The sequence below is a fragment of the Pedobacter sp. V48 genome (assembly GCF_000523515.1).
Lineage (GTDB): Bacteria > Bacteroidota > Bacteroidia > Sphingobacteriales > Sphingobacteriaceae > Pedobacter.
On sequence record NZ_AWRU01000005.1, the window covers coordinates 131130 to 157580 of the forward strand.

The 26451-nt window shown below is 39.0% G+C and carries 21 protein-coding genes and 1 pseudogene; 13 read left to right on the forward strand and 9 right to left on the reverse strand.

Annotated features, from left to right (window positions below; all coding sequences use genetic code 11):
• Window positions 1-10 precede the first annotated feature (10 nt).
• The 7 genes and pseudogenes from N824_RS03920 to N824_RS03950 all read left to right on the forward strand — a co-directional run bounded on the left by N824_RS03920 (window position 11) and on the right by N824_RS03950 (window position 11617).
• Window positions 11-1765: an alpha-L-rhamnosidase C-terminal domain-containing protein gene (locus N824_RS03920; protein WP_052334050.1), complete on the forward strand. Its 1755-nt coding sequence runs from the start codon at window positions 11-13 to the stop codon at window positions 1763-1765.
• A 122-nt stretch (window positions 1766-1887) separates the two neighbouring features.
• Complete coding sequence (locus tag N824_RS03925; protein ID WP_048903837.1) at window positions 1888-2937, forward strand: FecR family protein; 1050 nt, start codon at window positions 1888-1890, stop codon at window positions 2935-2937.
• Window positions 2938-2967: 30 nt separating this feature from the next.
• The gene (locus tag N824_RS03930; RefSeq protein ID WP_048903838.1) at window positions 2968-6435 is read left to right on the forward strand and encodes a SusC/RagA family TonB-linked outer membrane protein; all 3468 of its coding nucleotides are present in this window, start codon (window positions 2968-2970) and stop codon (window positions 6433-6435) included.
• Window positions 6436-6458: 23 nt separating this feature from the next.
• A complete protein-coding gene (locus tag N824_RS03935) occupies window positions 6459-8048 on the forward strand; it encodes a SusD/RagB family nutrient-binding outer membrane lipoprotein (RefSeq protein WP_048903839.1) in 1590 nt (529 codons plus the stop codon).
• A 22-nt stretch (window positions 8049-8070) separates the two neighbouring features.
• Complete coding sequence (locus tag N824_RS03940) at window positions 8071-9054, forward strand: glycosyl hydrolase family 18 protein (protein WP_161662258.1); 984 nt, start codon at window positions 8071-8073, stop codon at window positions 9052-9054.
• Between the two features lie 32 nt (window positions 9055-9086).
• Window positions 9087-10427: pseudogene (locus tag N824_RS03945) on the forward strand (glycosyl hydrolase family 18 protein).
• Window positions 10424-11617 (forward strand): DUF5009 domain-containing protein, encoded by a 1194-nt coding sequence (locus tag N824_RS03950; RefSeq protein WP_048903842.1) that lies wholly within the window; start codon window positions 10424-10426, stop codon window positions 11615-11617. Before N824_RS03945 ends, N824_RS03950 begins: the two are co-directional and overlap by 4 nt.
• On the opposite strand, the gene N824_RS03955 is transcribed toward N824_RS03950, so the two are convergent.
• The 4 genes from N824_RS03955 to N824_RS03970 all read right to left on the reverse strand — a co-directional run bounded on the left by N824_RS03955 (window position 11614) and on the right by N824_RS03970 (window position 14877).
• The gene (locus tag N824_RS03955) at window positions 11614-12210 is read right to left on the reverse strand and encodes an RNA polymerase sigma factor (RefSeq protein WP_048903843.1); all 597 of its coding nucleotides are present in this window, start codon (window positions 12208-12210) and stop codon (window positions 11614-11616) included. The genes N824_RS03950 and N824_RS03955 overlap by 4 nt on opposite strands.
• A gap of 290 nt (window positions 12211-12500) precedes the next feature.
• A complete protein-coding gene (locus tag N824_RS03960) occupies window positions 12501-13430 on the reverse strand; it encodes a bestrophin family protein (protein WP_048903844.1) in 930 nt (309 codons plus the stop codon).
• A gap of 36 nt (window positions 13431-13466) precedes the next feature.
• A complete protein-coding gene (locus N824_RS03965; RefSeq protein WP_048903845.1) occupies window positions 13467-13958 on the reverse strand; it encodes a hypothetical protein in 492 nt (163 codons plus the stop codon).
• Window positions 13959-14196: 238 nt separating this feature from the next.
• Window positions 14197-14877, reverse strand: a complete 681-nt coding sequence (locus N824_RS03970) for a response regulator transcription factor (RefSeq protein WP_048903846.1) — start codon at window positions 14875-14877, stop codon at window positions 14197-14199.
• Between the two features lie 157 nt (window positions 14878-15034).
• Here N824_RS03970 and N824_RS03975 point away from each other — a divergent pair, with 157 nt between their 5' ends.
• Together N824_RS03975 and N824_RS03980 are read left to right on the forward strand one after the other, a co-directional pair.
• Window positions 15035-16354 carry a DUF3887 domain-containing protein gene (locus N824_RS03975; RefSeq protein ID WP_048903847.1) on the forward strand — a complete coding sequence of 440 codons (1320 nt, stop codon included), beginning with the start codon at window positions 15035-15037 and terminating at the stop codon, window positions 16352-16354.
• A 100-nt stretch (window positions 16355-16454) separates the two neighbouring features.
• Window positions 16455-16817 carry a response regulator transcription factor gene (locus tag N824_RS03980; RefSeq protein ID WP_048904094.1) on the forward strand — a complete coding sequence of 121 codons (363 nt, stop codon included), beginning with the start codon at window positions 16455-16457 and terminating at the stop codon, window positions 16815-16817.
• 59 nt (window positions 16818-16876) lie between these two features.
• Here N824_RS03980 and N824_RS03985 read toward each other — a convergent pair whose 3' ends face one another.
• Entirely contained in the window at window positions 16877-17377 is a 501-nt protein-coding gene (locus N824_RS03985) for a DinB family protein (protein WP_048903848.1), read from the reverse strand.
• A 107-nt stretch (window positions 17378-17484) separates the two neighbouring features.
• Entirely contained in the window at window positions 17485-17793 is a 309-nt protein-coding gene (locus tag N824_RS03990; RefSeq protein ID WP_048903849.1) for a hypothetical protein, read from the reverse strand.
• A 135-nt stretch (window positions 17794-17928) separates the two neighbouring features.
• Here N824_RS03990 and N824_RS03995 point away from each other — a divergent pair, with 135 nt between their 5' ends.
• The 3 genes from N824_RS03995 (at window position 17929) to N824_RS04005 (ending at window position 19910) form a co-directional block, all read left to right on the forward strand.
• Window positions 17929-18519 (forward strand): hypothetical protein, encoded by a 591-nt coding sequence (locus N824_RS03995; protein WP_152541978.1) that lies wholly within the window; start codon window positions 17929-17931, stop codon window positions 18517-18519.
• A gap of 95 nt (window positions 18520-18614) precedes the next feature.
• Complete coding sequence (locus N824_RS04000; protein ID WP_048903851.1) at window positions 18615-19112, forward strand: phosphoheptose isomerase; 498 nt, start codon at window positions 18615-18617, stop codon at window positions 19110-19112.
• A gap of 66 nt (window positions 19113-19178) precedes the next feature.
• The gene (locus N824_RS04005; RefSeq protein ID WP_048903852.1) at window positions 19179-19910 is read left to right on the forward strand and encodes an acyl-CoA desaturase; all 732 of its coding nucleotides are present in this window, start codon (window positions 19179-19181) and stop codon (window positions 19908-19910) included.
• A gap of 317 nt (window positions 19911-20227) precedes the next feature.
• On the opposite strand, the gene N824_RS04010 is transcribed toward N824_RS04005, so the two are convergent.
• The 3 genes from N824_RS04010 to N824_RS04020 form a co-directional block, all read right to left on the reverse strand.
• Window positions 20228-21532 carry a DEAD/DEAH box helicase gene (locus N824_RS04010; protein ID WP_048903853.1) on the reverse strand — a complete coding sequence of 435 codons (1305 nt, stop codon included), beginning with the start codon at window positions 21530-21532 and terminating at the stop codon, window positions 20228-20230.
• Between the two features lie 107 nt (window positions 21533-21639).
• A complete protein-coding gene (locus N824_RS04015) occupies window positions 21640-22989 on the reverse strand; it encodes an MFS transporter (protein ID WP_048903854.1) in 1350 nt (449 codons plus the stop codon).
• 54 nt (window positions 22990-23043) lie between these two features.
• Window positions 23044-24363, reverse strand: a complete 1320-nt coding sequence (locus N824_RS04020; protein ID WP_235206981.1) for an APC family permease — start codon at window positions 24361-24363, stop codon at window positions 23044-23046.
• A gap of 154 nt (window positions 24364-24517) precedes the next feature.
• Between N824_RS04020 and N824_RS04025 the strand changes: the two genes are divergently transcribed.
• Window positions 24518-26419 (forward strand): DNA topoisomerase IV subunit B, encoded by a 1902-nt coding sequence (locus N824_RS04025; RefSeq protein ID WP_048903856.1) that lies wholly within the window; start codon window positions 24518-24520, stop codon window positions 26417-26419.
• Window positions 26420-26451: the final 32 nt, after the last annotated feature.

The window sequence follows — 26451 nt, forward strand, 5'->3', positions numbered from 1 at the left end:
AATTAAAAACATGTTACAAAAACTCTTATATCCTCTTTTTGCCATTTGTTTAATAGCCACTAGTACACATGCACAGCCAGGCAAGAAACTTAGTAGTTCTGCTAAAGCTGATAATATTAGTCCTTTAACCAGACAATATATTTCTCCTGTAAAGATTTTATGGAAAGAAGGTCAGGTTAACAACATTGAGCAATTGTTGAAACCGGGAATTAGTCAGGCCGACCTGGCCAATCGTAACATGGCGATCTTGAAGAATGATGGCTCAGGTAAAAAAGCATCCATATTACTGGATTTTGGTAAAGAACTGCAGGGAGGATTGGAGATTGTAACCGGCATGTGGGGGCCAAAAAATGTTCCTCTTAAAATACGTGTGCGTTATGGTGAATCGGCAAGCGAAGCTATGTCTGACGTAGGTGGTCCAAAGGGTGCAACCAATGATCATGCAATCAGAGATTTTACCACATTGGCTCCCTGGTTAGGCAGAATCCAATTGGCTGAAAGCGGATTTCGCTTTGTGCGCATCGACCTTGAAGAGGAAAATGCAGAACTGCAATTGAAAGAAGTACGTGCAATTTTTACCTATCGTGATATTCCTTATATCGGTTCATTTAAAAGCAGTGATGAACGACTGAACAAAATCTGGGAAACGGGTGCTTATACAGTACACTTGAACATGCAGGAATACCTTTGGGACGGAATTAAACGTGATAGATTGGTATGGGTCGGTGATCTTCATCCTGAAATATCCACTGTTAATTCTGTTTTTGGATACAACGAGGTGGTGCCTAAAAGTTTAGATTTATCAAAGGAAACTACTCCTTTACCAGGCTGGATGAATGGGATAAGTACTTATTCTATGTGGTGGATTATTCTACATTACGATTGGTATATGCAGAACGGAGATTTGAATTACCTGAAACAACAGAAGGAATATTTAAGTGGATTGGTAAAACAAATAGTAGCAAAAGTTGGGGATGATAATCGGGAAAAACTGGATGGAACACGTTTTCTGGACTGGCCATCGAGTGAAAATCCTAAAGGAATTCATGCGGGTTTACAGGCCATGACGGTTTGGTCATTAGCTACTGCATCTAAAATAAGTACGCTTGTTGGCGATAAAGAAACCGCTGATTTATGCAACAAAACGGTGGCCAGGATGCGTAAGTATGTGCCCGATCCTAATGGTTCAAAACAAGCAGCAGCTTTGCTTGCCATCACTGGTTTGATGCCTGCAGAGAAAGCCAATAAAGATGTACTATCTGTTGGTGGTGCTGCAAATTTCTCTACTTTTTATGGCTATTACATGCTCGAGGCTAAAGCTAAAGCAGGGGACCATCAAGGTGCTATTGAGGTAATCCGTCAGTACTGGGGTGCAATGCTCGACTTAGGAGCCACAACTTTCTGGGAGGATTTTAATATGGACTGGATAGCTAACGCTTCCCGCATTGATGAGTTAGTGCCAGAAGGTAAAAAAGATGTACATGGCGATTACGGAGCATATTGTTATGTAGGTTTCAGACATAGCTTATGTCATGGATGGGCGTCGGGCCCAACAGCATGGTTAACTGAACATGTTTTAGGCGTAAAAGTAGTAGAGGCCGGTTGTAAAGCAATTAAAATAGAGCCACATTTAGGTGATTTAAAGTTTGTAGAGGGTACGTACCCTACACCTTATGGTGTTTTGAAAATTAAACACACTAAACTGGCTAACGGAAAAATTAAAACGGATATAAATGCCCCTAAAGGCGTAAGGATAATTCAATAGAATTATCCTTGTTGAAATTAATGCGCTCATCATCAGTTGTTTGTATTGATTTTTAAAATTCTTTTGGTAAAAAATGGAATAGTCCTGCACTTGTGCTTATAAATCAATTATAGGCGATAAAAATGGATTATTCTTTATATACTATTGAAGACTTTCTAACCGAGGAAAGCTTTGTTAAATATTGTTTGCGCGACAACCATCAGGATATTGCATTCTGGGAAAACATCCTTATCCAATATCCGGAACTTTCGGCAAAAATACACCAGGCTGAATCGCTTTTCTTTTTACTTTCTGTAAAAATCGATCCGCAGGAAAAGGAGCGGGAACTGTCCAAACTTAAGTCTTCTATTGAACGCTTACAGGCATCAGAATCTGAACAGATCCCTGCAAAAACCATTCGTTTAAAAAGCCGGATGCTTTGGTTCTCATCGGCAGCTGCAATTTTAATTGCTATAGGTGCATATGCACTGTTGAACAGGAAGGATTATAGCACGACCATTCCGGTCTATCATGAACTTAGCACAAAAGCTACTATAAAAACAGGATATAACGAACGTAAAACTATAAGGCTATCAGACGGAAGTACTGTGTTGATGAACAGCTTAACAACACTAAAGATTGACGACAATTACAACGAAAATAACCGGGTTTTATGGATGGATGGCGAGGCTCATTTTAGCGTTGCAAAAAATAAAGACAAACCTTTCATTGTAGTTTCAGGCAAAACAGCTACCACAGCCCTGGGCACCTCTTTTAAAATCAATAATTACAAAATGCATACCGCTACCTCTGTAATGCTCACCACCGGTAAGGTTAGTGTTGGAACTGTTGATGATCAAAAAATAATAAACAAAGTTGAACTGATTCCCGGAGAACAGGTTGAGATTGTGGAGCGTCAAAATAAATTTACGAAATCAAACTTTGAGCTTGAAAAAGTGGAGAACTGGGCAGAAAGGAAACTCGTATTCTCAATGGCTTCTTTAAAAGATATTAAATCGGTTTTAAAGGAGATCTACGGAGTTGAAATCAGAACGGAAAAGCAACCTAAAAAGCCAATCGCATTTACCGGTCAATTTAAAAATGAAAGTCTTACCGATGTGCTTAATGCCATCGGATTCGCTAACCACTTTACTTACACTATAAAAAATGATACCGTAACACTGGCATTCTAAACCGAAACAACCTAAACCAAACCAAACAATATGAAAAAAAACTTACCAACCTATTATTTCTTTTATGGGCTTTTATTTAAAATAAGCTTATGCGTTGTTCTAATCCTGTCAACTTCCGCATATGCACAGTCCAAGGATAAATTGTACTCATTTAAATGGAAAAACACCACCATCCTGGATGCGTTTAAACAAATAGAAAGTCAGGGGCAAGTGCACTTTTCTTACAACCCGCTCGACTTAAATGTAGACGCAAGGTTTGATCTGCATATCGAAAAACAGAAAATTAATGACGTTCTGGATGCCATTTCAAAAAAGGTGAGCATCAAATATCAGATCAACGGACAAACGATAATGATCCAATCTTACAAGCCGGTGGTTGTAAAAGTTGAATTTACTATAACCGGAATTGTGACTGATGAAAAGAATATCCCAATTCCCGGCGTTTCTGTGATTAACGCTACGGCTAACAAAACAGTTTCCACTAACGAGAGCGGAAAGTTTTCTATTGCCGCGAATAAAGGCGACATCATCAGGTTCCGGATGATGGGCTTTCAGCAAACCGGTATTGTTGCTAGTGAATCACAGAGAAATATAACTGTGGTGCTTAAAGAGGAATCGCTTGAACTGAAAGAAACAGTTGTTACCGCTCTGGGTATCAAAAGAGAAGAAAGATCTTTGGGGTATGCGGTTTCGGAGGTAAATGGGGAGGGATTAAAAAAGGCAAGGGAAACAAATGTAATTAATTCTTTGGCTGGAAAGGTCGCAGGCCTTATCATTAACAGCACTGCAGGTGGTCCGGCAGGATCCTCAAGGGTTATCATTCGAGGTAATACCACAGTTACTGGCAATAACCAGCCCTTGTATGTGGTAGATGGGGTTCCAATAGACAACTCGAATTACGGGGGTACCGGATCTGAGATGTATGCTCAGGGATATGATTTCGGAGATGCAATATCTGCAATAAATCCGGATGATATTGATAAAATCAGCGTATTAAAAGGACCCTCTGCATCGGCTTTGTACGGTGCAAGAGCTGCAAATGGTGTGATCTTGATCACAACAAAACGGGGTAAAGGGACTTCCGACCTTGGTATCGAAGTAAACAGTACTGCATCTTTTGAGAATCAGCTTACTTCCTTCGATGGATACCAGTACTTATATGGTCAAGGCCGTAATCAGACCATCAATACCTCTTCTTTGCAGGCCAGAACATCAATGTTTAATAACTTTGGTGCGAGACTGGACCCTGATTTAATGGTAATATCTTATGACGATGTGTACAGGCCTTACCAAAAGATTGGTGACAATATTGGTGGCTTTTTCAGAACCGGTACTACGTTTACCAACAATGTTTCCTTCAGTAATGCCAATGAAAAATCATCTGTCAGATTTTCTGCTACTGATCTTAGAAATAACGATATCATTCCTGAAAGTGACATTAGAAGAAATTCATTTACTTTTAATGGAACATCAAAATTTGGTTCTAAGCTCTCTCTCGAAGCCAGGGCTTTTTACATGGACGAAAATGTAAATAATCGTCCTGCTTTGGCTGATGATCCCGGGAATATTGGAAACGCTTTTATAGGACTTGCAAATAATGTGGATCAGGCATGGTTTGCAAAAACTTATAAAAACCCGGATGGTTCATATATCGAATGGGGTGGTGGTCAATATCGTTTAAATCCGTATTGGGTAATTAACGAAATGAAGAACACAACCAAAAAGAATCGTCTCCTAGGGGCCTTACAATTAAATTATGAAATCACCGATTGGTTAAGTATTCAAGGTCGCGGATCAACAGACCTTACCTATATCAATTTTGAAAAATTCAGCCCCAGAACTACACCGGGCGTTGTAACAGGAGCGTTGGATCAGATCAACAGAAAGCACGTAACTACAGAGGCCGATGTATTGATTACCGGACAAAAGCAGCTTACACCTTCTCTTTATCTGGCCGCCCGTTTAGGGGGCAGTATTTCGAGGGTACATAACAATGCAGATTTTATGCAGTTCACAAACCTAACGGTTCCCGATGCAATTACCCCTACAAGCTTTACCGATAAAAGTATTATTCCTGTTCCATATAAAAAGAACTTGAACTCTGTTTATGCACTGCTTAGTGTAGGCTATAAAGGTTATCTGTACCTGGATGCAACCGTTAGAAATGATGCTTACTCTACTTTGAATAAAGATTATGTATATCCATCACTGTCTTCAAGTTTTGTCTTCTCGGATGCCTTTAAATTAAGTAAAAAGGTTTTAACGATGGGTAAATTAAGAGCCGCAATTTCTGAGGTGGCCAGTGACACCGATCCTTATTTACTGGATTTGTACTACTCGGTAAATCCCTTGTCTTTTAACGGAATGTCTTACGGAGGACTGAATACCGCCAGAATGCCAAATGCTAATTTGTTGCCAACCCGTACACGTTCCTGGGAAATAGGTACCGAACTAAAGTTCTTAGAAAACAGAATTGGGCTTGATGTTACTTATTACAACCAAAGATCAAGAGATCAGATCAATAATGTTCCAAGTCCTTTCTCCTCGGGTTTTTCGACAAGGATGATCAATGCAGGAGTGGTTTCGAACAAAGGGGTCGAGGTATTGCTTACCGCAAGTCCAGTTGCCAAGAAAGATTTTAAATGGGATGTGAGCTTTAATTTCGCCCGTAATGTCAATAAAGTTGAATCACTGGCCGATGGTGTACCTTTTTTAACCTTATCAGAGGCTAGATGGATGGGGGTTGCGGTAATAGCAAAGCCTGGCGAAAACTATGGCTCCATATTGTCCTTCGACTATCAGAAAGATCCCAATGGAAATGTGATACTTGATCCTACTACACTTTTGCCCCTGCAAAGCGACGAAAGACAGGTAGTGGGCAAAGGAATTTACGATTGGACCGGGGGTGTTAGCAATACGGTTTATTTCAAAAACTTTAGTTTAAGTGCACTTATTGATGTGAAGTTCGGGTCAGACCTGTTTTCAATGACCAATCTTTTTGCCGCCAGTCGTGGTAGTTTAAACACTACACTTGCCGGACGTGAAGAATGGATTGCATCGGAAGAAGAAAGACAAGCCCAAGGTTACACACTGGACCAGTGGAAGGCAATAGGGAAGGTGAGGGGCTTGGTTCCTGAAGGTGTAGTGAAAGACGAGAATGGAAACTTTGTTAAAAACACAAAAGCCGTTGATCCTTCAGTTTACTGGCCACAGATCGTATCAAGCGGTGGTGTAGCCAGACCCTATATCTACTCTGGAACTTATGTCAAAATGCGCGAGATCACCCTGGGGTATACTATTCCTGAAAGAATCTCCGCTAAATGGGGCGTTAGAAATATACAGGTAGCACTGGTAAGCCGAAATCCATTTATTCTTTTCAGCGATGTGCCAAATGTAGATCCCGATTCTAATTACAACAATGGAAACGGACAGGGTCTGGAGTACGGCTCTTTGCCCACCAGACGCAGCTGGGGCTTTAATTTAAACTTTAAGTTTTAAGAGATTCATCAAGGGAGATAAACATGAAAACGAATTTAAAAAAATACGCATTCGTACTTGCTATAACGGTATTGATGCTCAGTGCCTGTAAAAAATTTGGGGATGTAAACATTGATCCCACCAGATCAAGCAATCTTGATCCTTCTTTACAGCTCACAAACGTTCAACTACGCTTCTCAGGAGATCTGGAAGTAAATGAAAAACTGGGCCTGGTATTTACCATGCCTCTTGTACAGCAAATTGGAGGAATTTGGCTGAATAGAAATGGTCAGTTCTACGTATATGATAGAAACTATCTGTCCTCTTTATGGAATAACACCTACAACAATGATGTGGTAAATATTGTAGATGCGGTGAACAGGACTAAAAACGATCCTTTAAAAACGAATCTGAATGCCATCTGTCGTATTATGAAGGTGTATGAATTTGCCAGAATAACAGATGTGTATGGAGATATCCCATATTTTGAAGCGGGCAAAGCATTTACAGACGGGATAGTACAACCGAAGTTTGACAAACAGGAAGAAATCTACAATGATTTTTTTAAGGAACTTACCGAGGCCTCAGCCCAACTCGATGCTTCCAAGGATGCCGTGAAAGGCGATCTTTTCTACAATGGAGGAATTGCTTCATGGAAAAAATTCGCCAATTCGCTTAGGCTAAGGTATGCCATGCGTCTGGTAAAGATTAATCCTGATAAAGCCAAAACGGAAGCTCAGGCTGCATTTGCTGCCGGAGTTTTTACCAGCAATGCAGAGCTGTGTAAAACAGTTCATCAGGATGTACAAAACAGCTATATAGATATTAGGGGAAATGGTGTGTCTGCAGCTTTTTGTCAGTCTGAGGTTATTCCCCGTGTTCAGGACCCTTTCATAGAACAATTGAGAAGCACTAATGATCCTCGTCTTTCCCACATGGTAAGGTATTACATCGACATTGTGAACAGACCTTTTGACCGCACAGACATCACAGATCAGGTTAAAGCGCAAATTGGCTATAACGGAGTGCCTCCTAACGAGTATATTTGGGATGGCTGGATGAATCCGATCACTATTGATATACCAGGTGTTGGGCCTACTGAGGCAGTTAACAATGATCAAAAAGCGCAACTGGCTAATTTCCTCATTCGTAACAATGCCCCTTTTCTTCACCAGACTTATGCCGAAGTTGAATTGCTGCTTGCCGAAGCAACAGTAAGGTGGGGCACAACCTTTGGTGGAACAGCCGCAGAACATTATGCAAAAGGTATTGAAGCTGCAATTTCACAGTTAAGCCTGTTCCCAGGCGGACCTTCCATCAGCGCAACAGACATCAGTAATTTCATAAAAGGGAATAACCTGATTCCAGGAAGGGAAATTGAGATGATCAATAAACAGCTGTGGATAGCATTGCTTTTGAACGGACCGGAAGCCTACGCAAACTGGAGAAGAACAGGCTTTCCTGCCTTAGCTTCATCTACCAATTACGACTCATCCGTTCAAACCACGCCAAGACGATTTGAATATCCAATTTTTGAACTGGAGCAAAATGCAGTGAATGCTGCTGTTGCGGTGGCGGCAATTGGTCCTGGAGGCAATACCTGGACAAACAGGGTTTGGTGGGATAAACCATAATGTTAAACCTAATTTTCATACGATGAGAAAGTCAAGAATATTTATACAAATCATTTGCTTGTTTGCATTAGTTTCCTGTGCCAAATCAAAAGCAACAGATCAAATTATTCCAGATAAAAAGGAGAATGGCTTTTATGTTGTTGGATATATATTCGGAAGCGGCGATTTAGATGCAGAATCTGCAAAGCTGGATTTCAGCAAGATCACACATTTAAACATCGCATTTTTAAATCCGGATGCCAATGGATTGTTTAGTCCATCTGCAGGTTTAACTGTAGCCATAAAAAGAGCGCATGACCATAAAGTAAAGGTATTGTTCTCCTTTGGAGGAGGGAATGCCCCGCAACATTTAAAAGAACTAATCAAACCAGATAAACGTGCTGAATTGATTAAGGAACTGGTTAAGCTAACCAATACCTATAATTTTGACGGGGTAGATGTTGATCTGGAGGGAGATTTTATAGACCTGAACTATGAAGGGTTGATTGTTGAATTGTCGAGCGCGCTGAAGCCGCATAAAAAACTACTAACAGCAGCAGTTGCAACCTGGAACGGAAATGCAATATCCGATAAGGCGCTGGCTTTGTTCGATCTGGTTAACATCATGTCTTATGACCAGACGGGTCCGTGGAATAAAGCAAAACCAGGCCCCCATTCAACCTATGAAGCGTCCGAAACAGACTTTGCTTATTGGAACACTTCCAGACGCGTACCCGCAAATAAGCTTACACTTGGCTTGCCCTTTTATGGATATGGTTTTGGCCCCTCAATTCAGGAGAGCTATTCTTATGGCGATATTGTAACAGGATTTCCAGGCTCAGAGCTTGTCGATTTTGTTGTGGTGCCCAACCAGGGAACGATCTATTACAACGGATTACCAACCATAAAGAAAAAGGTTGGCTTTGCTTTGAATAAAAAGGCAGGAGGCATCATGATCTGGCAACTGCTGGGCGATGCGACTGGAGATAAATCACTTTTGTCAGCCATAAACGCCCTAATCCAATAAGAGAAATTATTTAAAATAATAAAGATATTCAGATGAAAAAAATAGTATACCTTATATTCCCCTTGCTGATATTTATGCTCGGGTGTAAAAAAGACAATAATGAGGTCGGCGGAGATTTTCATCCCCGGATTTTCGACCAGGGGTTGGTATTTCAGTCGCCATCCAGAATTATACAGGAAGGACAATCGGCCATCTATAACCGCCTGCTATTTTCTCCGGCTCCCGGGGCTAAAACAAAATTAAGCTGGAAGGTAGATGGTAAAGAGGTTTCAACAGATACTGCCTTTACGTTTACCCCAACCGCCGGTGGTGAATTTGAAATTAAACTGGAAGCCACATTTAACGGACAGACTGCGACACGCCTCTCAAAGGTTCTGGTTAGCCCATCCACTTATACACCAAAAGTTAGCCCATTTGTAAATATGCCTTATCTTTCTGAAAACGGGGTTTCGGCCAATGTTACCTGGGCCAATGTTTCCCATGTGGCTTTTAGTGGAGCAAGGGTGCTTCCTGATGGAGAAGTGGATTTTTCAAAGGGAAACCAGAATCAAAATATAGANNTRAGMTMGKWNGMGCGYSGCCATATGAATGGTGTTCCCGTACTACTGGGTGTTGGGGGCCGACTGTCGGGAGTAGATGGCTGGTCGTTATACAACAGTACAGATTTTGGTCTGGTTATCAGCGATGCAGCCAAAAGAAATCATCTGGTACAAGCGCTTACTCAATATGTTGTAAACAGAAAGCTGGACGGAATAGATGTTATGATGACAGACTTAAGTAACGACGTTTACGATATCTCCGCTAAAAGTGCCCAATCCGTTGGTCCTTTCGTATCAGCGTTAAAGGCGGCATTACCAGCGGGAAGTATCGTAACAGCAACGGTAACCACAAACTATATGCACTGGGAATATACAGATCTTTCTAAGGCCGACTGGATAAATGTTCACGCATTTGAGGATGGTACGCACGTAGGCCCGGGAGCTCCTTTAGGGCAGCAATCATCCCTTAGCTTTATGAATGATGGCGCAACCATCTGGCGAAATAAAGGTTTCCCCGCTAACAAAATTGTGTTAGGAATACCAGCTTTTGGTGTAAGGTATCTTGAATTGGATGGAGATGGTAATAACCTGAGTTGGGGATCTTACGACTATATGCAATTTAAGGACATATTGGTAAAGGATCCAACGGCTGCTCAAAAAGAATTTACTGCTGTTGAAGCTAAAGGTGTATATTTCAATGGAATTCCGCTGGTAACTCAAAAAGCCAATTACATAAAAGAAAAAGGTTTTAAAGGAGCATATCTTTGGGCGGGCGACTATGATGCTGCCGGCGAAAATTCTTTAATGAAGACATTAAGCCAAATACTCAAATGACAGTTAATCCAGGTGTAACATTATCCAGGCTGATCTCTATCGATGCTTTCAGGGCAATAGTGATGATATTGATGATTTTTGTAAACGACCTCTGGACCTTGATTGATATTCCGGGTTGGCTTGAACATGTTTCGGCCGATGCCGATGGTATGGGGCTTGCCGATGTTATATTCCCTGCTTTTTTATTTATCGTGGGCTTATCTGTGCCCTATGCAATAGAGAGCAGGAGAAAAAAGGGCGATAGAAACACCACAGTATTTTTTCATATTGTGGCAAGAACAACAGCATTGCTGGTAATGGGTCTGTTCCTGGTGAATTCAGAAAGCTATGCCGAACATGCAATTTTACCTAAGGATGTATGGATGATTTTATTGGTAACCGCTTTTTTTCTGATATGGATGGCCTATAAAAATCCTGAGTCATTAACCGTAAAACTGTTAAAGGCTGGGGGAGTTTTGCTATTGGCCATATTGGCCGCCCTCTATAAAACCGAAAACGGCAATGGAATAACGGCCATGGGTATTCATTGGTGGGGGATACTTGGATTAATTGGCTGGGCCTACTTCATTGCTTCTTGTGTTTATCTTTTCTCGGCCGGAAAACCTGTAATTCAGTTACTTGCCTTTGTTTTTTTTATGCTATTTAGCTGCGCGTCATTTTTAGACTGGCTAGGGCCAATAGAAAACATAAAAAAATACGTTTGGATTGCAGGCGATGGGTCAATGCCTGCATTTAGTATGGCGGGAATTATTACTTCAATTGCGTATCGAAACCTTAGTTCGGCAAATAAAAAATTCTGGATATTGATGGTTGTATTTGCCGTTGCACTCATTGCATTTGGTTTACTTACGCGCCCTGTTTGGGGAATCTCTAAGATCAGGGCTACACCATCCTGGACAGCCATCTGCTCGGGTATTGGAATTCTTGGGTTTTTAGTAATGGTGTACATCAGTGATATCCGAAAAGGGGTGAGCTGGTATAATTACATTAAACCGGCCGGTACCAGTACACTTACCTGTTATTTAGTGCCTTATATCCATTATTCATTAATTGGACTACTCGGACTTTCCCAGCTACCGGAGGTGATGCGTACGGGAGTGCCAGGTTTATTTAAATCGTTGATTTATGCCTTGCTTGTTGTATCGGTTACAGGTTTGCTGGAAAAGAGAAATATAAGGTTAAAAATTTAGAGTTCGCCCAGGATCATAAGGATAAGAATGGAAAGAAGAGAATCACGCAAAACGTTGACTGCATTATGAAGGGTATTGTAAACCGTTCTTTCTGTAAGCTCCGTTTTGTGTGAAATTTCTTTGAATGATAAACACTCAAAATAACGTAACTGTACAATCTCCTTTTGCCTTGGCGTAAGCTTGTTCAGTGCATGTTCCAGTCTTTTTTTTAGGTGCTCATCCTCCTGGCTGGCAATAAGTATTGCTTCATAAGAATGGACGGAAACATATTGCTCGTTAAGGTCTTCCAGATGTACAACTTTACCCGGGTCTTTGTGGAGCTCTTTTTGATAGGTTTTATACATAATCCTTTTATAGACAGTAAAAACATACTGCTGAATGTTTTGTACATGGATTAGTTTATCCCTTATTTGCCAAAGCTCTATAAACAAGTTTTGAATGCTCTCTTTAACAAGCTCCGGATTTCTGTATAGCGACATTCCAAAACGATAGAGGTCGTCATAGAATAAGTTGAAGCAGGTGTAAAGCCCCTGCTTCTCACCCTCGACCAGGAGCTTCCAGTTTTTTGTAATTCCCTGATGATTATATTCCATGTACCTACCKTTTYGNNGAAWGWCRYTRTANAGAAAACGAAAATAAGAAAAAATATCAGGATATGATTGTCTCAAATGATGTTAAAGTAAGGTGTCAATTTTCTTTTGCTATTGTCTTGCTTTCCTTTTGCTGAGACAGTAAAATAGCAAAATTGATACAGAATAAATACAACGTATTGGCAAAATTTGGTTGATGCCTAATGCTAGCCTCGGTTGGAAATGTAAAGGAAAACAGCGATGATCAACCTATTAATTTAAGAAGATTGAGTGCATGCTGTTTTCCTATGATTTTATAGAATATAAAACAATTGTGATTTTATCAGCAAATCAGTATTATGCTTTTCATCTTGTCGATAGTTTTCTTTAAGCATTTGTTTCACATCACGTTCAATGTTATTGGAAATTGTAGTAGTTGGCGTATCCGTAGGTTTGTTCTCGAAAGGATCCTGAAGATGAATGGCCATTTTTTCTATTAGAAAAAAAGAGCAGGATATCGCAATCACCAATGGTACTTCTACAATGCCAAAGAATTCTATCAGGCCAAATGGAAGCAACATGATAAAAAGGACCAAAGCGAAATGAATATATACACTGTAAGTTGCCGGAAAAATGGTGTTTTTAATTCTCTCACAGCCTCCCATGTGATTGGAAAAACGTGTTAATGTCTTATCCATTTCCACCTGTTGGTAGGTATTGATCCATTCCAGTTTGTGTGCATTGCGGAGATCAAACCCCTGCAGTTCCAGCAATGCTAATGGAATATTATTACAGCTTTTAATATGATTGTAATCCTCTTCAGAAAGTAATTTTTCGAGTCCTGGCATAATATCCTGACGCCTTAAATGTCTACCAAGTGCATGGCACCATGCTACTTGTCTTTTTGCCATGTTTTCGCAGAATGCTTTTCCGTCAGCCGAGCTATAAGGAGTATCTACAAAGGTGAGCAGCTGCCGGGTTAAACTTCTGGTGTCATTTACAATTGCCCCCCAAATGGTTCTTGCTTCCCACCAGCGGTCGTAAGCCTGGTTAGATTTAAAGGCAAGCAATAGAGAGATTACCGTTCCCAGTATGGTGGGAACGGCAATAGGTATGGAAATCCTTGTAAAGTGAAAGTTGTTATAGACAATTGCTATTAAGATAGCGTAGGCACTTACAAGAATGATCTCTTTACGAATCTTACCGGCTATATAGCTAATAGGAATATTTTCTTTTAATAGCATAGGATTAATTTTTAGGTGAAGTAATAGCCGCTAAGCTTAGGCCAACAATGTTTCCAATGTTTCGGTTTCCAGTATGATTTTTCTTTTTGGAAGCTCGGCAACAGGCGTGGTATTAATATGGATTACAGGAGTGCCCGAACGCTGAACTAACAAAGCCGGATCAATGCTGTTATTGTTCAATTTACCAGTGGAGCAATAAGAGGGATCGAGAATTTGATTAACTCCGGCGTTTTCAAGGTAATCGCGAAACATTCCTACCGTACTTCCATAAAAAAACTCTATTTTAATTGCTTTAATTAGGGGATAAGTCTGTTTCATGAGCTCGCACTGATCGTAAAATGCTTGGCTTACATATTTGTATTCTCTGTTCCTTCGGGAAAGCATCAAAAGATCGCCCATTCTATCAGAAAGTTTGAACATATGGATGAAGATAAAGTTCATTTCCTGTTCAGGTAATTGTTTGCATAACGTTGGGATGCAGTTTACCGATGTAGGGTTGAAATCGGTGGAGATAAGTATTGTTTGCATAACTAAATAATTAATGGTTAATGTTATACTGCAATACTAGGCCCCAATCATTAAAAGGGGATAAGAGGTAAATTAGAATTTGATTAGAAAAACATATTGAATTATAAGTTTAAGTTGTTGGTCTACAGGTGTTTTTTGTGGATTAGTTGGTGTGATTTTTATACTTATTAGAATTTGATTAGAAATTTGGGTGTAAATTTTCTTTGGCATCGCAAACTGGCAGTAGAATTTAACCTCACTAAGCTTCTTCCTTTAATATATAACCCATTCCAAAAACGGTATGGATTAGCTTTTGCCCGGTGCCGTTATCTATCTTTTTTCTGAGGTAGTTCACATAAACATCAACCACATTGGTGCCCATATTAAAGTCGATATCCCATACATTTTCAAGAATCTGTATCCGCGAAAGTATTTTGTTGGCATTTTTTACAAAATATTCAAGCAAGCGATATTCGGTTGCGGTAAGACTTATGGGTTTGTCGTTTCTTTTTGCGGTTTTTGAATTAAAATCCAATTCAAGATCGGCAATATGAATGCTGTTGCCCGCCTCGCCTTGCGTACTTCTTCTTCTGACCAGCGAACGTATGCGGGCCTCAAGCTCCGCAAATTTGAATGGTTTAACAAGGTAGTCATCAGCTCCGCTGTCTAATCCGGTTACTATATTTTCGGTACTGCCTAATGCTGTGAGCATCAGGATGCTCACGTTTTTGTTGACTTTACGGACTTCCCTGCAAATTTGTATTCCATTAATGCCAGGCAGCATGATGTCAAGAATAATCAGATCAAATTGGTGCTTTACTGCCATCTCTAACCCTGTAGTTCCATCGGCCGCAACACTTACCTGCATATTGGCTTCCGTCAATCCTCTAACCATTACAGAAATTAGACCGGGTTCATCTTCAATCAATAGTATCTTCATATACTTTGCTTTCTCAAATGGGGAAAATATAATATTCCGATCAATAAACAGATTTTAGGAGCAAAAAGTTACATTAAAAGTATTTTTTACTAAATAATGCTAGCTTTGGTTTGAAGTCTCTAAACGAAAGACCTGAAAATCAATTATTATTATTTAAATGAAGAAAGTAATTCTATTAATCTTTGCGTTGTTTGTTACAACAACTGCGTTCTCACAGGGTGTGTTAAATTTATTAGGTCGATCGCAGGATTTCTTTAAGCTCCTGGAAGACCAAAAGTATACAGACGCTTATGGATATCTTGATAGTACTTTTCAGGCGAAGGTTCCTGAAGAGGATTTAAAGAAACTATGGACTCAGATTTCAGAGAAACTTGGTAAAATTGAAACATTAGATGTAATCAGCAGCAAAACCCAGGGAGAGTTTTTTGTGGTTACGATGGAGGGTAAATTTACTAAAGATGATCAAAATTTTCTTTTAGCATTCAACAAAGCTGAAAAGATAGTTGGATTTTTTCTTCAGCCAAAGTCTACGGCAGCTACTTACGTACTTCCAGCCTATGCAGATACGACCTTATATAAAGAAACCGAAATAAATGTTAAAACACCCGGACATACCTTAGTTGGAATGTTAACTGTGCCGAAAAAGCTTTCCAGTTACCCTGTTGTGGTACTGGTTCATGGATCCGGACCAGCCGATATGGATGAAACCGTTGGCCCTAATAAGCCGTTAAAGGATATTGCTGTTGGTTTAGCATCAAAAGGGATTGCTTCTATTCGTTATGTAAAAAGAACAATGATTTATGCCGGGGAGTTTGGAAAGGCTTTTACCGTTAAAGAAGAAGTAATGGACGATGCACTTGCCGCAATTGCACTTGCAAAGACTTTGCCTGAGGTGAACAAGAAACAGATGTATCTGCTTGGACATAGTCTTGGGGGGATGATTGCCCCAAGAATAGCTGGTTTGGCACCAGACTTAAGTGGGGTTATAATGCTTGCTGCTCCGGCAAGGAAGTTTACAGATCTTTTGGTTGAACAAAACAAATATATGTTTGGCCTTTCGAAAGATACCTCGGAAGCGGGTAAGAAAACCCTTGATACGGTAATAAAGGAGTTAGAGGTTACCAGAATAACCAAGCTTGGGACAATGAAGCCTGATTCTGTTTTGTTGGGTTTGCCAGCTTCTTACTGGGTTGATATAAATGTAAACGATCAGGTTGCTGCGGCAAAGAAGTTAGTAAAACAGCGTATTTTTGTTGGGCAGGGTGGAAACGATTTTCAGGTTTCAACTACCGATTACAATTTATGGAACACGGCTATAGGTAAGAAAAAAGGCGCTATGGTAAAATTGTATCCTGAACTTAATCACCTTTTGAGTCCTCAAACTGAAAAGGGTTCAATGGAGCAATACAGGACTCCTGTAAGTGTTTCTGATGTACTGATAACAGATATAGCTACCTGGATAAAAGCCAAACCCTAGGTTATTTTTTACTAATAAGTAACATTTATATGCAGTTTTGTCATATATGGCAATATTGTTGCTAGCATTAGCCGAAAACCATATTAATATAAGATCCGTTATGATAAAAAGAATACACATACTTGAAGATGATGAAGACATAAGGTACATAATTGGAGTTCTACTTAAGGATGAAGGGTATGAATTACAGCTTTCTTCTACATTTACTGAACTAAAAAGTAAATTAAAAGATAGCGTTCCTGATCTTTTCATTTTAGACGTAATGATACCTGATGGTGATGGTACTGATATTTGCGGTGATTTGAAAAGTGATCCCTTTACTAAACACATTCCAATTATAGTGATGTCTGCAAATGATCAGAATAAACAAAAAAGTTTAGATGCGGGAGCTAATGATTACATCAGTAAGCCATTTGATATTGATTACATTGTAAAACGAATTAATTCACAATTGGCGCAGTAAAAACACAAGTCAAAAGATAGAAGACGAGGGTGATCGCATGTGATTACCCTCGTCTTTTTTTATACCAGCTGTTGTATGTTTTTGAGTTGATGTGTATGCCTTTGCATATGGTAGATAAGAAAGTTAATCCATTCTAATCTTGTGAATTTTCCAAATCCCGGAATCTCAAAATCTGTATAAATAAAAGATAATTCCTGTTTATTAATTGCATCAGTCATCTGTTTTGTTAAGGACTTTAGCTCATCGACCAATGTTTCCTTTTTATGAGGTGGCTGAGCTGGAAGTACAAACTCCGGAGAACTCATTTTAGTTGTAAAGTCTAAAAATATACTTTTAATGAGCTCAATCTTTTTATCAGGTTGCCTCTCAGTTGGTACTGCTTTGTCATTAACTATTTTTATTACCCCATCAAACGATTGTGAAATGTGATCTGTAACCTGCCCGGCGGTCCAGCTACCTTCAAAAGGAATTTTATTTATTTGCTCTTCTGATAGAGCCGAAACGACCTTTAATAATTCGTTTGTAGTTTCTGTGACTTTGTTTAAGGTTTCTGTTTTCATGGGTTTTGTTTTTATAACTTAAAGTTACATCCCTTTAGCTGTTAATGACAGGTGCAGATACGGCAATATAAGGGGTCAATTGCGACCGAATGATTAAGGCGATGTAACTAGTTAAATATATCAAAAGATGACGACACAAGCTGCAAGAATTCGATATGCGGCTCAATTTCCAAACTTTGATCTCTTTGCTTTTGAAACGATTTAAAAGATTCAAGGTTAAACAGGTTTTGTTGGGCTGCATCGTTTTTATGTACGGAAATATGTGTAAATGTTTTGCCATCTTCGGCAAGGTATGATGAATAACGAATGCCTGAATCTTTAATGTTTCTTAAATCGGTTATAAATGTATTTACATTTTTCTGATTCGTTTGGGCAAATTCTGCCTTTACAGTGTAAGTTACTTTGACAATTTTCATGACGATCTGTGGATTAAGTTAAAAGTTGTTTTAATATTTAGACGATTGACAAAATTGAAATAGGACATGATCTTTTATTTTGTAATATGCCGAGATGTAATTAACTTCAACGAATAACATCTAAAAGTTAGCATTTTGGAAGATAGCATTAAAGGGCTTGTACCACATGTATTGAGTTTTATTATAAATGAGCTTTGCAAGAACGGCTTTATGATTGCTTATGAAAAGGACCTGTCGGATTTAAAGGGGCTGATTGAGCCGGATTCTATTTCTTCTGATGATTTTGAGCTGCTAGAGGCTGTTGACGATGATGTTGTGCGGGTTTTGCTGGGGTCTATTGATAAGGTGATAAAATGCTCTAAAACTTACTTTCTGATAAACAATCTTGATGAAATGGAGGTAATGGAAAATGAAGAGTATAATCTATTAGCTTCTGATAACTACTATACTTATATTATTGATTGGGAAAGTAAAAGCTACAAGGACCTACTCTACAATTTAAATGCTGTTTATTTTTCTATTTCGCAACTGCTTTATCATACCACTTGCCAAATTAAACTTGATGAAGTTGAAATACCAGAGGATATGTATGATGAATTTCTAGATAAGTATTCGGACTTGTTAAGAGGGAAGATAAATCCTGATGATAAAAATATTTCCCTGTTGTATGATCTTATAATAGACTTAAATGCTGATCTGGGTGATATTGATAAGCTCACAGATTAACTCTTTTATTGGTTTTTTTGATTTTTTTTGTCTCTGTTAATGAAAGCTTAAGCAGTTTTAAGTAAGTTTGGGATTTAAATTATACCACTTATAAAATGTCAGATCAGAAAAAAGAAATATTCGAAGGCGTAGCACAGCGCTTAAAGATTGAAGGATTTAATGTAGTTAACCGTGATGAGACCCGTCCTTGGGGAGGTTTTTTTGTAATTGATGAAGAACAGGCGCAACAGTTTGCAAACGTTTATTTTGAAGGTTTAAATGTTGATGATCTTAAAATTTCAGGTAAATTAAGTCCTAAAATATTAATCGTTGCTCCAAATACACGTTTGTCGTGGCAATACCACCACCGTCGTGCTGAAATATGGAGAGTAGTTAACGGTACTGTTGGTGTTATTACAAGTGATACCGATGAGCAGGGGGAAGTAAAACAATTAACTCCTGGGCAAAGCATAAAATTAAAGCAAGGTGAAAGACACCGTTTAATTGGTTTAGAAGACTGGGGTATTGTTTCAGAAATCTGGCAACACACAGACCCAGCCAATCCATCTGATGAGAGCGATATTGTAAGGGTTCAGGATGACTTCGGAAGATAATGCATCTTCCTGTCATTTAATGACATCATTGTATCTAAACACCTATAATACTCGTTAATATCTTATATGATAATTTTATTATTTTTTCTGGCACATTGGTTTTTGTCTCTTTTTTCTCAAACGTTCTTTTTGCATCGTTATGCATCGCATAAGATGTTTAAAATGAATGGTTTTTGGGAGAAATTTTTTTATGCAATCACCTTTTTGTCTCAGGGGTCTTCCTTTTTAAATCCGAGAGCGTATGCGATTTTGCATCGTATGCACCATGCCTTTAGTGATACAGAAAAAGACCCGCATTCTCCACATTTTGTAAAAGATGTTTGGGGCATGATGATTCAGACAAAAAACATTTATCTGAATTATTCAAAATATAATCATGAGCCTGAAGAGCAGTTTCGTGATAACTATCCTGCATGGCCACTTATTGATAAGATAGGTGATTCATGGATTACACGTCTTGTATTCATTAGTTTTTACATTTGGTTTTATGTGACTTTTGCTACCGCATGGTGGATGTTTTTATTGTTGCCAATACACTTTTTGATGGGACCTCTTCATGGTGCGATTGTAAATTGGTGTGGACATAAATACGGTTATTCTAATCATGATAATGATGATCACAGCAAAAACTCTTTGCCTCTTGATTTTCTGATGCTGGGAGAGCTGTTTCAGAACAACCACCACAAAAAACCTAATAGCCCTAATTTTGCCTCAAAATGGTTTGAGTTTGATCCAACTTACCCTCTTATGAAAGTGATGCACTGGATGAGGATTATTAAGTTAAGAAAGTCAAATTAAGTGATCTGTTTTCCGGCTGCGTCCTTCCAGACACTGAATTTGTAGTAAAGGTAGGAAAGACAATGGTCGTTTACAAACACTTGTGAGCCATTGAGTGTAACGGAGGTTGTACGTTAGATGCTGTAAATCAAATGATATATAGTAAAGAAATATTTGACTTCTCTTACAACACAAGAGATATAGCTTATGAAAAAGGGCAGGTTCTTCGAAGATCCTGCCCTTTTTTATTTTTTCCTGCAAATTCAATGTCTGGAAGAGGGCCTAACGTTCTTTTGCGCTTCTTCAGTGCAAATTAGCGTAGCCCGAAAACAGATCATTTAATTTGACTTCTTTTTACCACTCCAACGTCTGCTTCCACTGCTTGGCGTTCTTTTAGCGCCGCTTAAGTTAGGCTGACGGTCTGCTCTTTCCGGGCGTTGTCCTCTTGATGGTTTAGCTTTGCCTTTTGATTTTGCTGCGGCAGCACCTGACATCAGGCTTTGCCAGCTCATAGCAAAAGGGTGATCTTCGGTAACAGGTATTTTTAAACCGATCAATTTCTCGATATCATCTAAAAATTCTTTCTCTTCTGAATCACAAAACGAAAGGGCGGTACCACTTAAGCCGGCACGACCAGTACGACCAATCCTGTGTACATAAGTTTCAGGTATATTTGGTAATTCGTAGTTGATTACGTGAGTTAATTCATCAACATCAATACCACGCGCTGCAATATCAGTAGCAACCAATATACGTGTGGTTTTAGCTTTGAAATTGGTTAGTGCGCGTTGTCTGGCATTTTGTGATTTATTACCATGAATGGCTTCGGCTTTAACACCAACTTTGATCAGGTCTTTTACAATGCGGTCGGCACCATGTTTTGTACGAGAAAACACCAATGCAGTTTGAATGGTTTTGTCTTTTAAAATATGGTGCAATAAATCTTTCTTGTCGTTTTTTTCTACATAAAAGATCTCTTGTTGAATCTTTTCTGCTGTAGATGAAATAGGGGTAACTTCAACTTTAATTGGATTTGTAAGGATCGTATTGGCTAAAGTCTGGATTTCCTTTGGCATGGTAGCCGAGAAAAACAAAGTCTGTCTTTTAACAGGTAATTTAGCAATAACCTTCTTCACATCGTGGATGAAACCCATGTCAAGCATTCTATCGGCTTCATCAAGAACAAAGATCTCGATGTCACGTAGGTTGATAAAGCCCTGATTCATCAGGTCTAGTAATCTTCCTGGAGTAGCCACAAGGATATCTACACCTCTGTGTAGTGCATCAGTTTGTGCTTTTTGTCCAACACCACCAAATATTACCAGTTGTTTTAAAGGCAGGTTTTTTCCGTAAGCTTTAAAGCTCTCTTCAATTTGTATGGCCAGCTCACGTGTTGGTGTTAATACCAAGGCTTTTATAGCTTTATGTATTTTCGTATTGGCGTGAGGTTTACTAAGCAACTGTAACATTGGGATAGCAAACGCAGCAGTTTTACCTGTACCGGTTTGTGCACACCCTAACAGATCTCTGTTTTGAAGTATGGATGGTATGGATTGTTCTTGTATTGGGGTAGGTTGTGTATAACCTTCTGTTTGCAGCGCTTTTAAAATTGGCTCAATCAGGTTTAATTCTTCGAATAACAATGTATTTGTATTTTAATGTATAATAGAGGCAAAAGAATATCACCTCGCTGCAAAGGTACATATAAACTTCCGGCTTTTATTCATATCCCTGATTTATAGCTATGTGACTATAAATCAGAAGCTTTGTTTTCTTTGAATCGGCTAAAAAACAGGAGGGCCAGTATGCAAAGTACAAAGCCTACAACACCGTTTAAACGCAACCCGTAATCATTTCCCGGGTCTTTGCCATATACGGTTAACATGGCGAATATGGCTATTCCCATAGTTTGACCCAATTTAACAAAGAGGTATTTAACGGCAAAAAACATCCCCTCGTGGTTTTCTCCCGTTTCTTTTGTGTCATTTTGAGCAATATCAGCTAAAATAGCATTAGGTAAAATGCCTAAAGACGCCAAAGGGAAAGACGCAAATATTACCAGTATATACATTTGGACGGCAGGAGAAAAGGGCAGGTGACCTAAGAAATAAATGGTGACAAATATTAAGCTGAGTATCGCAAATGCAACCAGTACCAGTGGCTTTTTGCCAAATCTTTTTGCTCCATAATTAATAAAAGGATAAAAACAGAGCGATAGAATTACCATGGTGCCCATAAATTTCCCGCCATCAGAATCTGGCAGACCTAACAATACAGTAACAAAGAAAAGCAGGCCACTTGAGATGATACTAAGGGCAATGTAATAAGTGAAATCGGAGATCAGGTAATATTTAAAATTGGTATTTCTGAACGTGTTTTTAAGCGCTGGTATTAATTCGATATGTGTTGGTTTGGCATCGGTATATTCTTTTTCATCTATAAAAATAACCGGCAAGATCATAACCAGCTCAGAGAATATGCTGAGGCAAAAGATGGTGTATTGAAGGGCTTCGGATCTGTCTGTGATTTTAAAAACATCTTGTATCAGATCAGCATAATTATTGCACATGGCTCCGATTATCATCCCTAAAACAAAGCCTACCTGCTGGAAGGTAGAAAGTTTCACTTTCTGATCAGCACTATGTGTTAATTCGGCAAGCAGTGCATTATAAGGGATAATATAGGTGGTAACCGAGATAAAAAAACCAGCCAGTACTATGGTAAGCCACCAGGCATTGGTAATGCTTTCTCCCTTAACCATAGGATAGAAAACAAGAGAGCAACATACTACTGCCGGTATTATTGCGTATTTCATAATAGGAATGCGCCTGCCTTTGGGATTGTCGCTGGCATCGCTCAAAGAGGCAATGAACGGGTCATATATGGCATCAAACAATCTGCCGGATGCAGCAATGAGTGATAAAATATTAAAAGCACCAAACACCAATAATTGAGGAACCAGCGGTGTGAGCCCTGAATTGTTTGGAGGAAGATAAAAATATGGCAGCATAACTATAATAATGTTGGTCATGATGCTCCAGCCCATCATTCCTGCTGCGTAGGCAATTTCTTTTTTAAAGGGTAGTTCTTTTATCGGCATCTTATATAGGGTGATGGATTGAGCTTGTTAATTGTGGTTGGTATACTGTGCTTGTTATGTTCGGTTTCTTTGGTAAAATCGATTTATGAAATAGATGATAATAAAGCATGCAAAAATCAATAGACCATTTATGGCGGCTTGCGGATCGTCAGCATAAATGCTGATGGCTACAAATAAATAGGCCGCAATAAATATTAATGGCATTAAGGGATACAGGCGCATGCTGTAAATAGTGTTTTTATCAAGATGGGCGGTTCGCTTTCTTAAAAAGAATATGGTAGCCGCCGAAGTAGCCATACCAATACAATCTAAAAATATGGTATAATTCAGGATTTTGTCGAACGTTTGAGCGTAAAACAATGTGATGATAGAGATGATGGTGAATACAGTTAAGCTCACAAACATGACATCCGATTTTTTGCTCTTTTTAGTAAAGATTGCAGGTAATGCCTTCTCTTCGCCCATAGCAAACATAGCTCGTGGATTGCTTAGTAAATTGACATTTACATATCCCAGAACAGAAAGGTAAATCAAGCAGGATAACACAGTAAAACCTATAGGGCCAAAGATTTTTCCTGCAAGTATTGCAGCAATGCTTTCGGCCGTTTTTAGCTGCTCAAACCCTATCACGCTTACATACACATAATTAATTGCCATGTAAAGTATAAAAATGATAGCTAAGCCGGTGAAGATTGAGCGGGGGATAATTTTACCCGGAGACTTCGTCTCGCCCCCAAAGTTGATGGTTTGCTGGTATCCCCCAAAGGTAAAAGAGATGCCGATTAAACAGATGCCCAGCGCCTTGCCATAATCAAATAAGGTTGGTATAGCCCCACCTGATGTGCTGAAAGTGGAAGGAGAGCTTGCTGCTGCCGGCCCCATAAATACAGCGCCAATTAATATAAGCACCATGCCGATTTTTATTAACGAAAGTACATTTTGTGTTTTAGAGCTAACTTTTAGCCCCAATAAATTGATGAAGTAAAACAGGCCTATAGAAATAGCGGCAATTGCTATTCTTGAAAACTCTGTTTGCATTTCAACGGGTAAAATGATCTTACTTAAATATTCGGCTCCGATAATTGAAACACCTGCAACTGAAGCGGCATTTGAAACTACTATGATACAGTTGATGGCAAAAGCAATGGAAGGATGGTAAAATGCAGAGAATATTTTATAGTATCCGCCGGTAACCGGAAAACGAGATCCTATTTCGGCATAAGTTAAAGCCCCACACAGGGCAATTAGTCCTCCGATAATCCATGCTAAAAAAAATAATTCTGGTATTTGCGCTCCTGCAGCTACGTTAACGGGTGTGCGGAAGATGCCCATCCCTATTACCAGACTTACAACGATCATTGATAAGTCAAGCATGGAGAGCTGTTTTTCAGGTCGCATATTGAGCATGATTTAATTTGTTTGAATATACATGAAAATGTGCATTTGTTGAAACTTTGTAATTGATTCCCCAGCTTATTCGAGTAAATTTACTGCATTATAGTATTTTTGTATTATACTTACTTACATCATGGCTGAACCGAATTATAACGAAGATAGTATACGCTCCCTCGATTGGAAAGAGCACATCAGATTACGTCCCGGTATGTACATTGGTAAACTGGGCGATGGATCTGCACAGGACGATGGGATTTATGTTTTGCTTAAAGAAATTGTGGATAACTCAATTGATGAGTTTGTGATGGGCTCTGGCAGAACAATTGAAATTACGGTATCCGAACACAAGGTGAATGTGAGGGATTACGGTAGGGGTATTCCTTTGGGTAAAGTAATAGACTGCGTATCTAAAATAAACACCGGCGGTAAGTATGATAGTAATGCCTTCCAAAAATCTGTAGGGTTAAATGGTGTGGGTACTAAGGCTGTAAATGCACTCTCTACTAATTTTGTGGTTCAATCTTATCGTGAGGGGAAAACGAAGAAAGTAGAATTCTCTAAAGGTGAAATTGTCTTAGAGAATGATATTATTGAAACAACCCAACGTAATGGTACCGCAATTACCTTTTATCCGGACGAGACTATTTTTAGAAACTACCACTACATTTCTGATTTTGTAGAAAGTATGATCTGGAACTATGTGTTCCTGAACACAGGTCTTACCGTTAATTTTAACAATCAAAAATACTTCTCGGAAAGAGGGTTGTACGACCTGCTTTCTAAATTTAATAAAGCCGAAGAATTGCGTTACCCTATCATTCACTTAAAAGGTAATGATATTGAAATTGCAATGACTCACGGACAACAGTACGGCGAGGATTATCATTCTTTTGTGAACGGTCAGCATACTACGCAAGGCGGTACGCACCAGGCTGCATTCCGTGAGGCTGTGGTAAAAACGATAAGAGAGTTCTATAAAAAAGAATATGATGCTTCTGACATCAGGGCATCTATTATTGCTGCTATTTCTGTTAGGGTGCAGGAACCTGTTTTTGAGTCGCAGACTAAAACCAAACTTGGATCTCAGAATATGGGGCCAGACGGGCCTTCGGTAAGAACATTCATTAACGATTTTGTTAAAAAGGAGCTTGATGATTACCTGCATAAACATTCTGACGTATCTGATGCATTGTTGAAAAGAATACTGCAATCTGAAAGAGAACGTAAAGATATTGCAGGTATTAAGAAGCTGGCTAACGACAGGGCAAAAAAAGCATCTTTGCATAACAAGAAACTAAGAGACTGTAAAGTTCACTTTAACAGTAATCATGATAAAAGATATGAAACTACCTTGTTTATTACCGAGGGTGATTCTGCTTCCGGTTCTATCACTAAATCCAGGGATGTAGATTGTCAGGCAGTTTTTAGTCTTAAAGGTAAGCCTTTAAATTGTTATGAGCTTACTAAAAAAGTGGTGTATGAAAATGAAGAGTTCAACTTGTTGCAACATGCATTGAATATTGAAGACGGGCTAGAGGGTTTGCATTACAATAATATTGTGATTGCTACTGATGCCGATGTTGACGGTATGCACATCAGGCTGCTAATGATGACCTTTTTTCTTCAGTTTTTTCCTGATCTTGTACGTGCAGGCCATGTTTACATTTTGCAAACACCATTGTTTAGGGTTCGTAATAAAAAAGAAACAATTTATTGCTATAGCGACGACGAAAGAAAGCGTGCAATTGAGAAGCTTGGTAATAAACCTGAAATTACCCGATTTAAAGGTTTAGGCGAAATCTCACCTGATGAATTCGGACTTTTTATAGGTAAGGATATCAGGCTAGATCCAGTAATCTTAAAGGATCAGACCATTAAAAATCTTTTGGAATATTATATGGGCAAAAACACTCCAGACAGGCAACAACACATCATTAGAAACCTTAGAGTAGAAAAAGATACCATAGAGGAATTATTGCCTGAAGAACTTGTAGTCGCAGAAGATCCTGAGGAAACAACATTGGATGTTGCTTAAGATTCATTAAAGTATCGGTTATGTGAAAATTT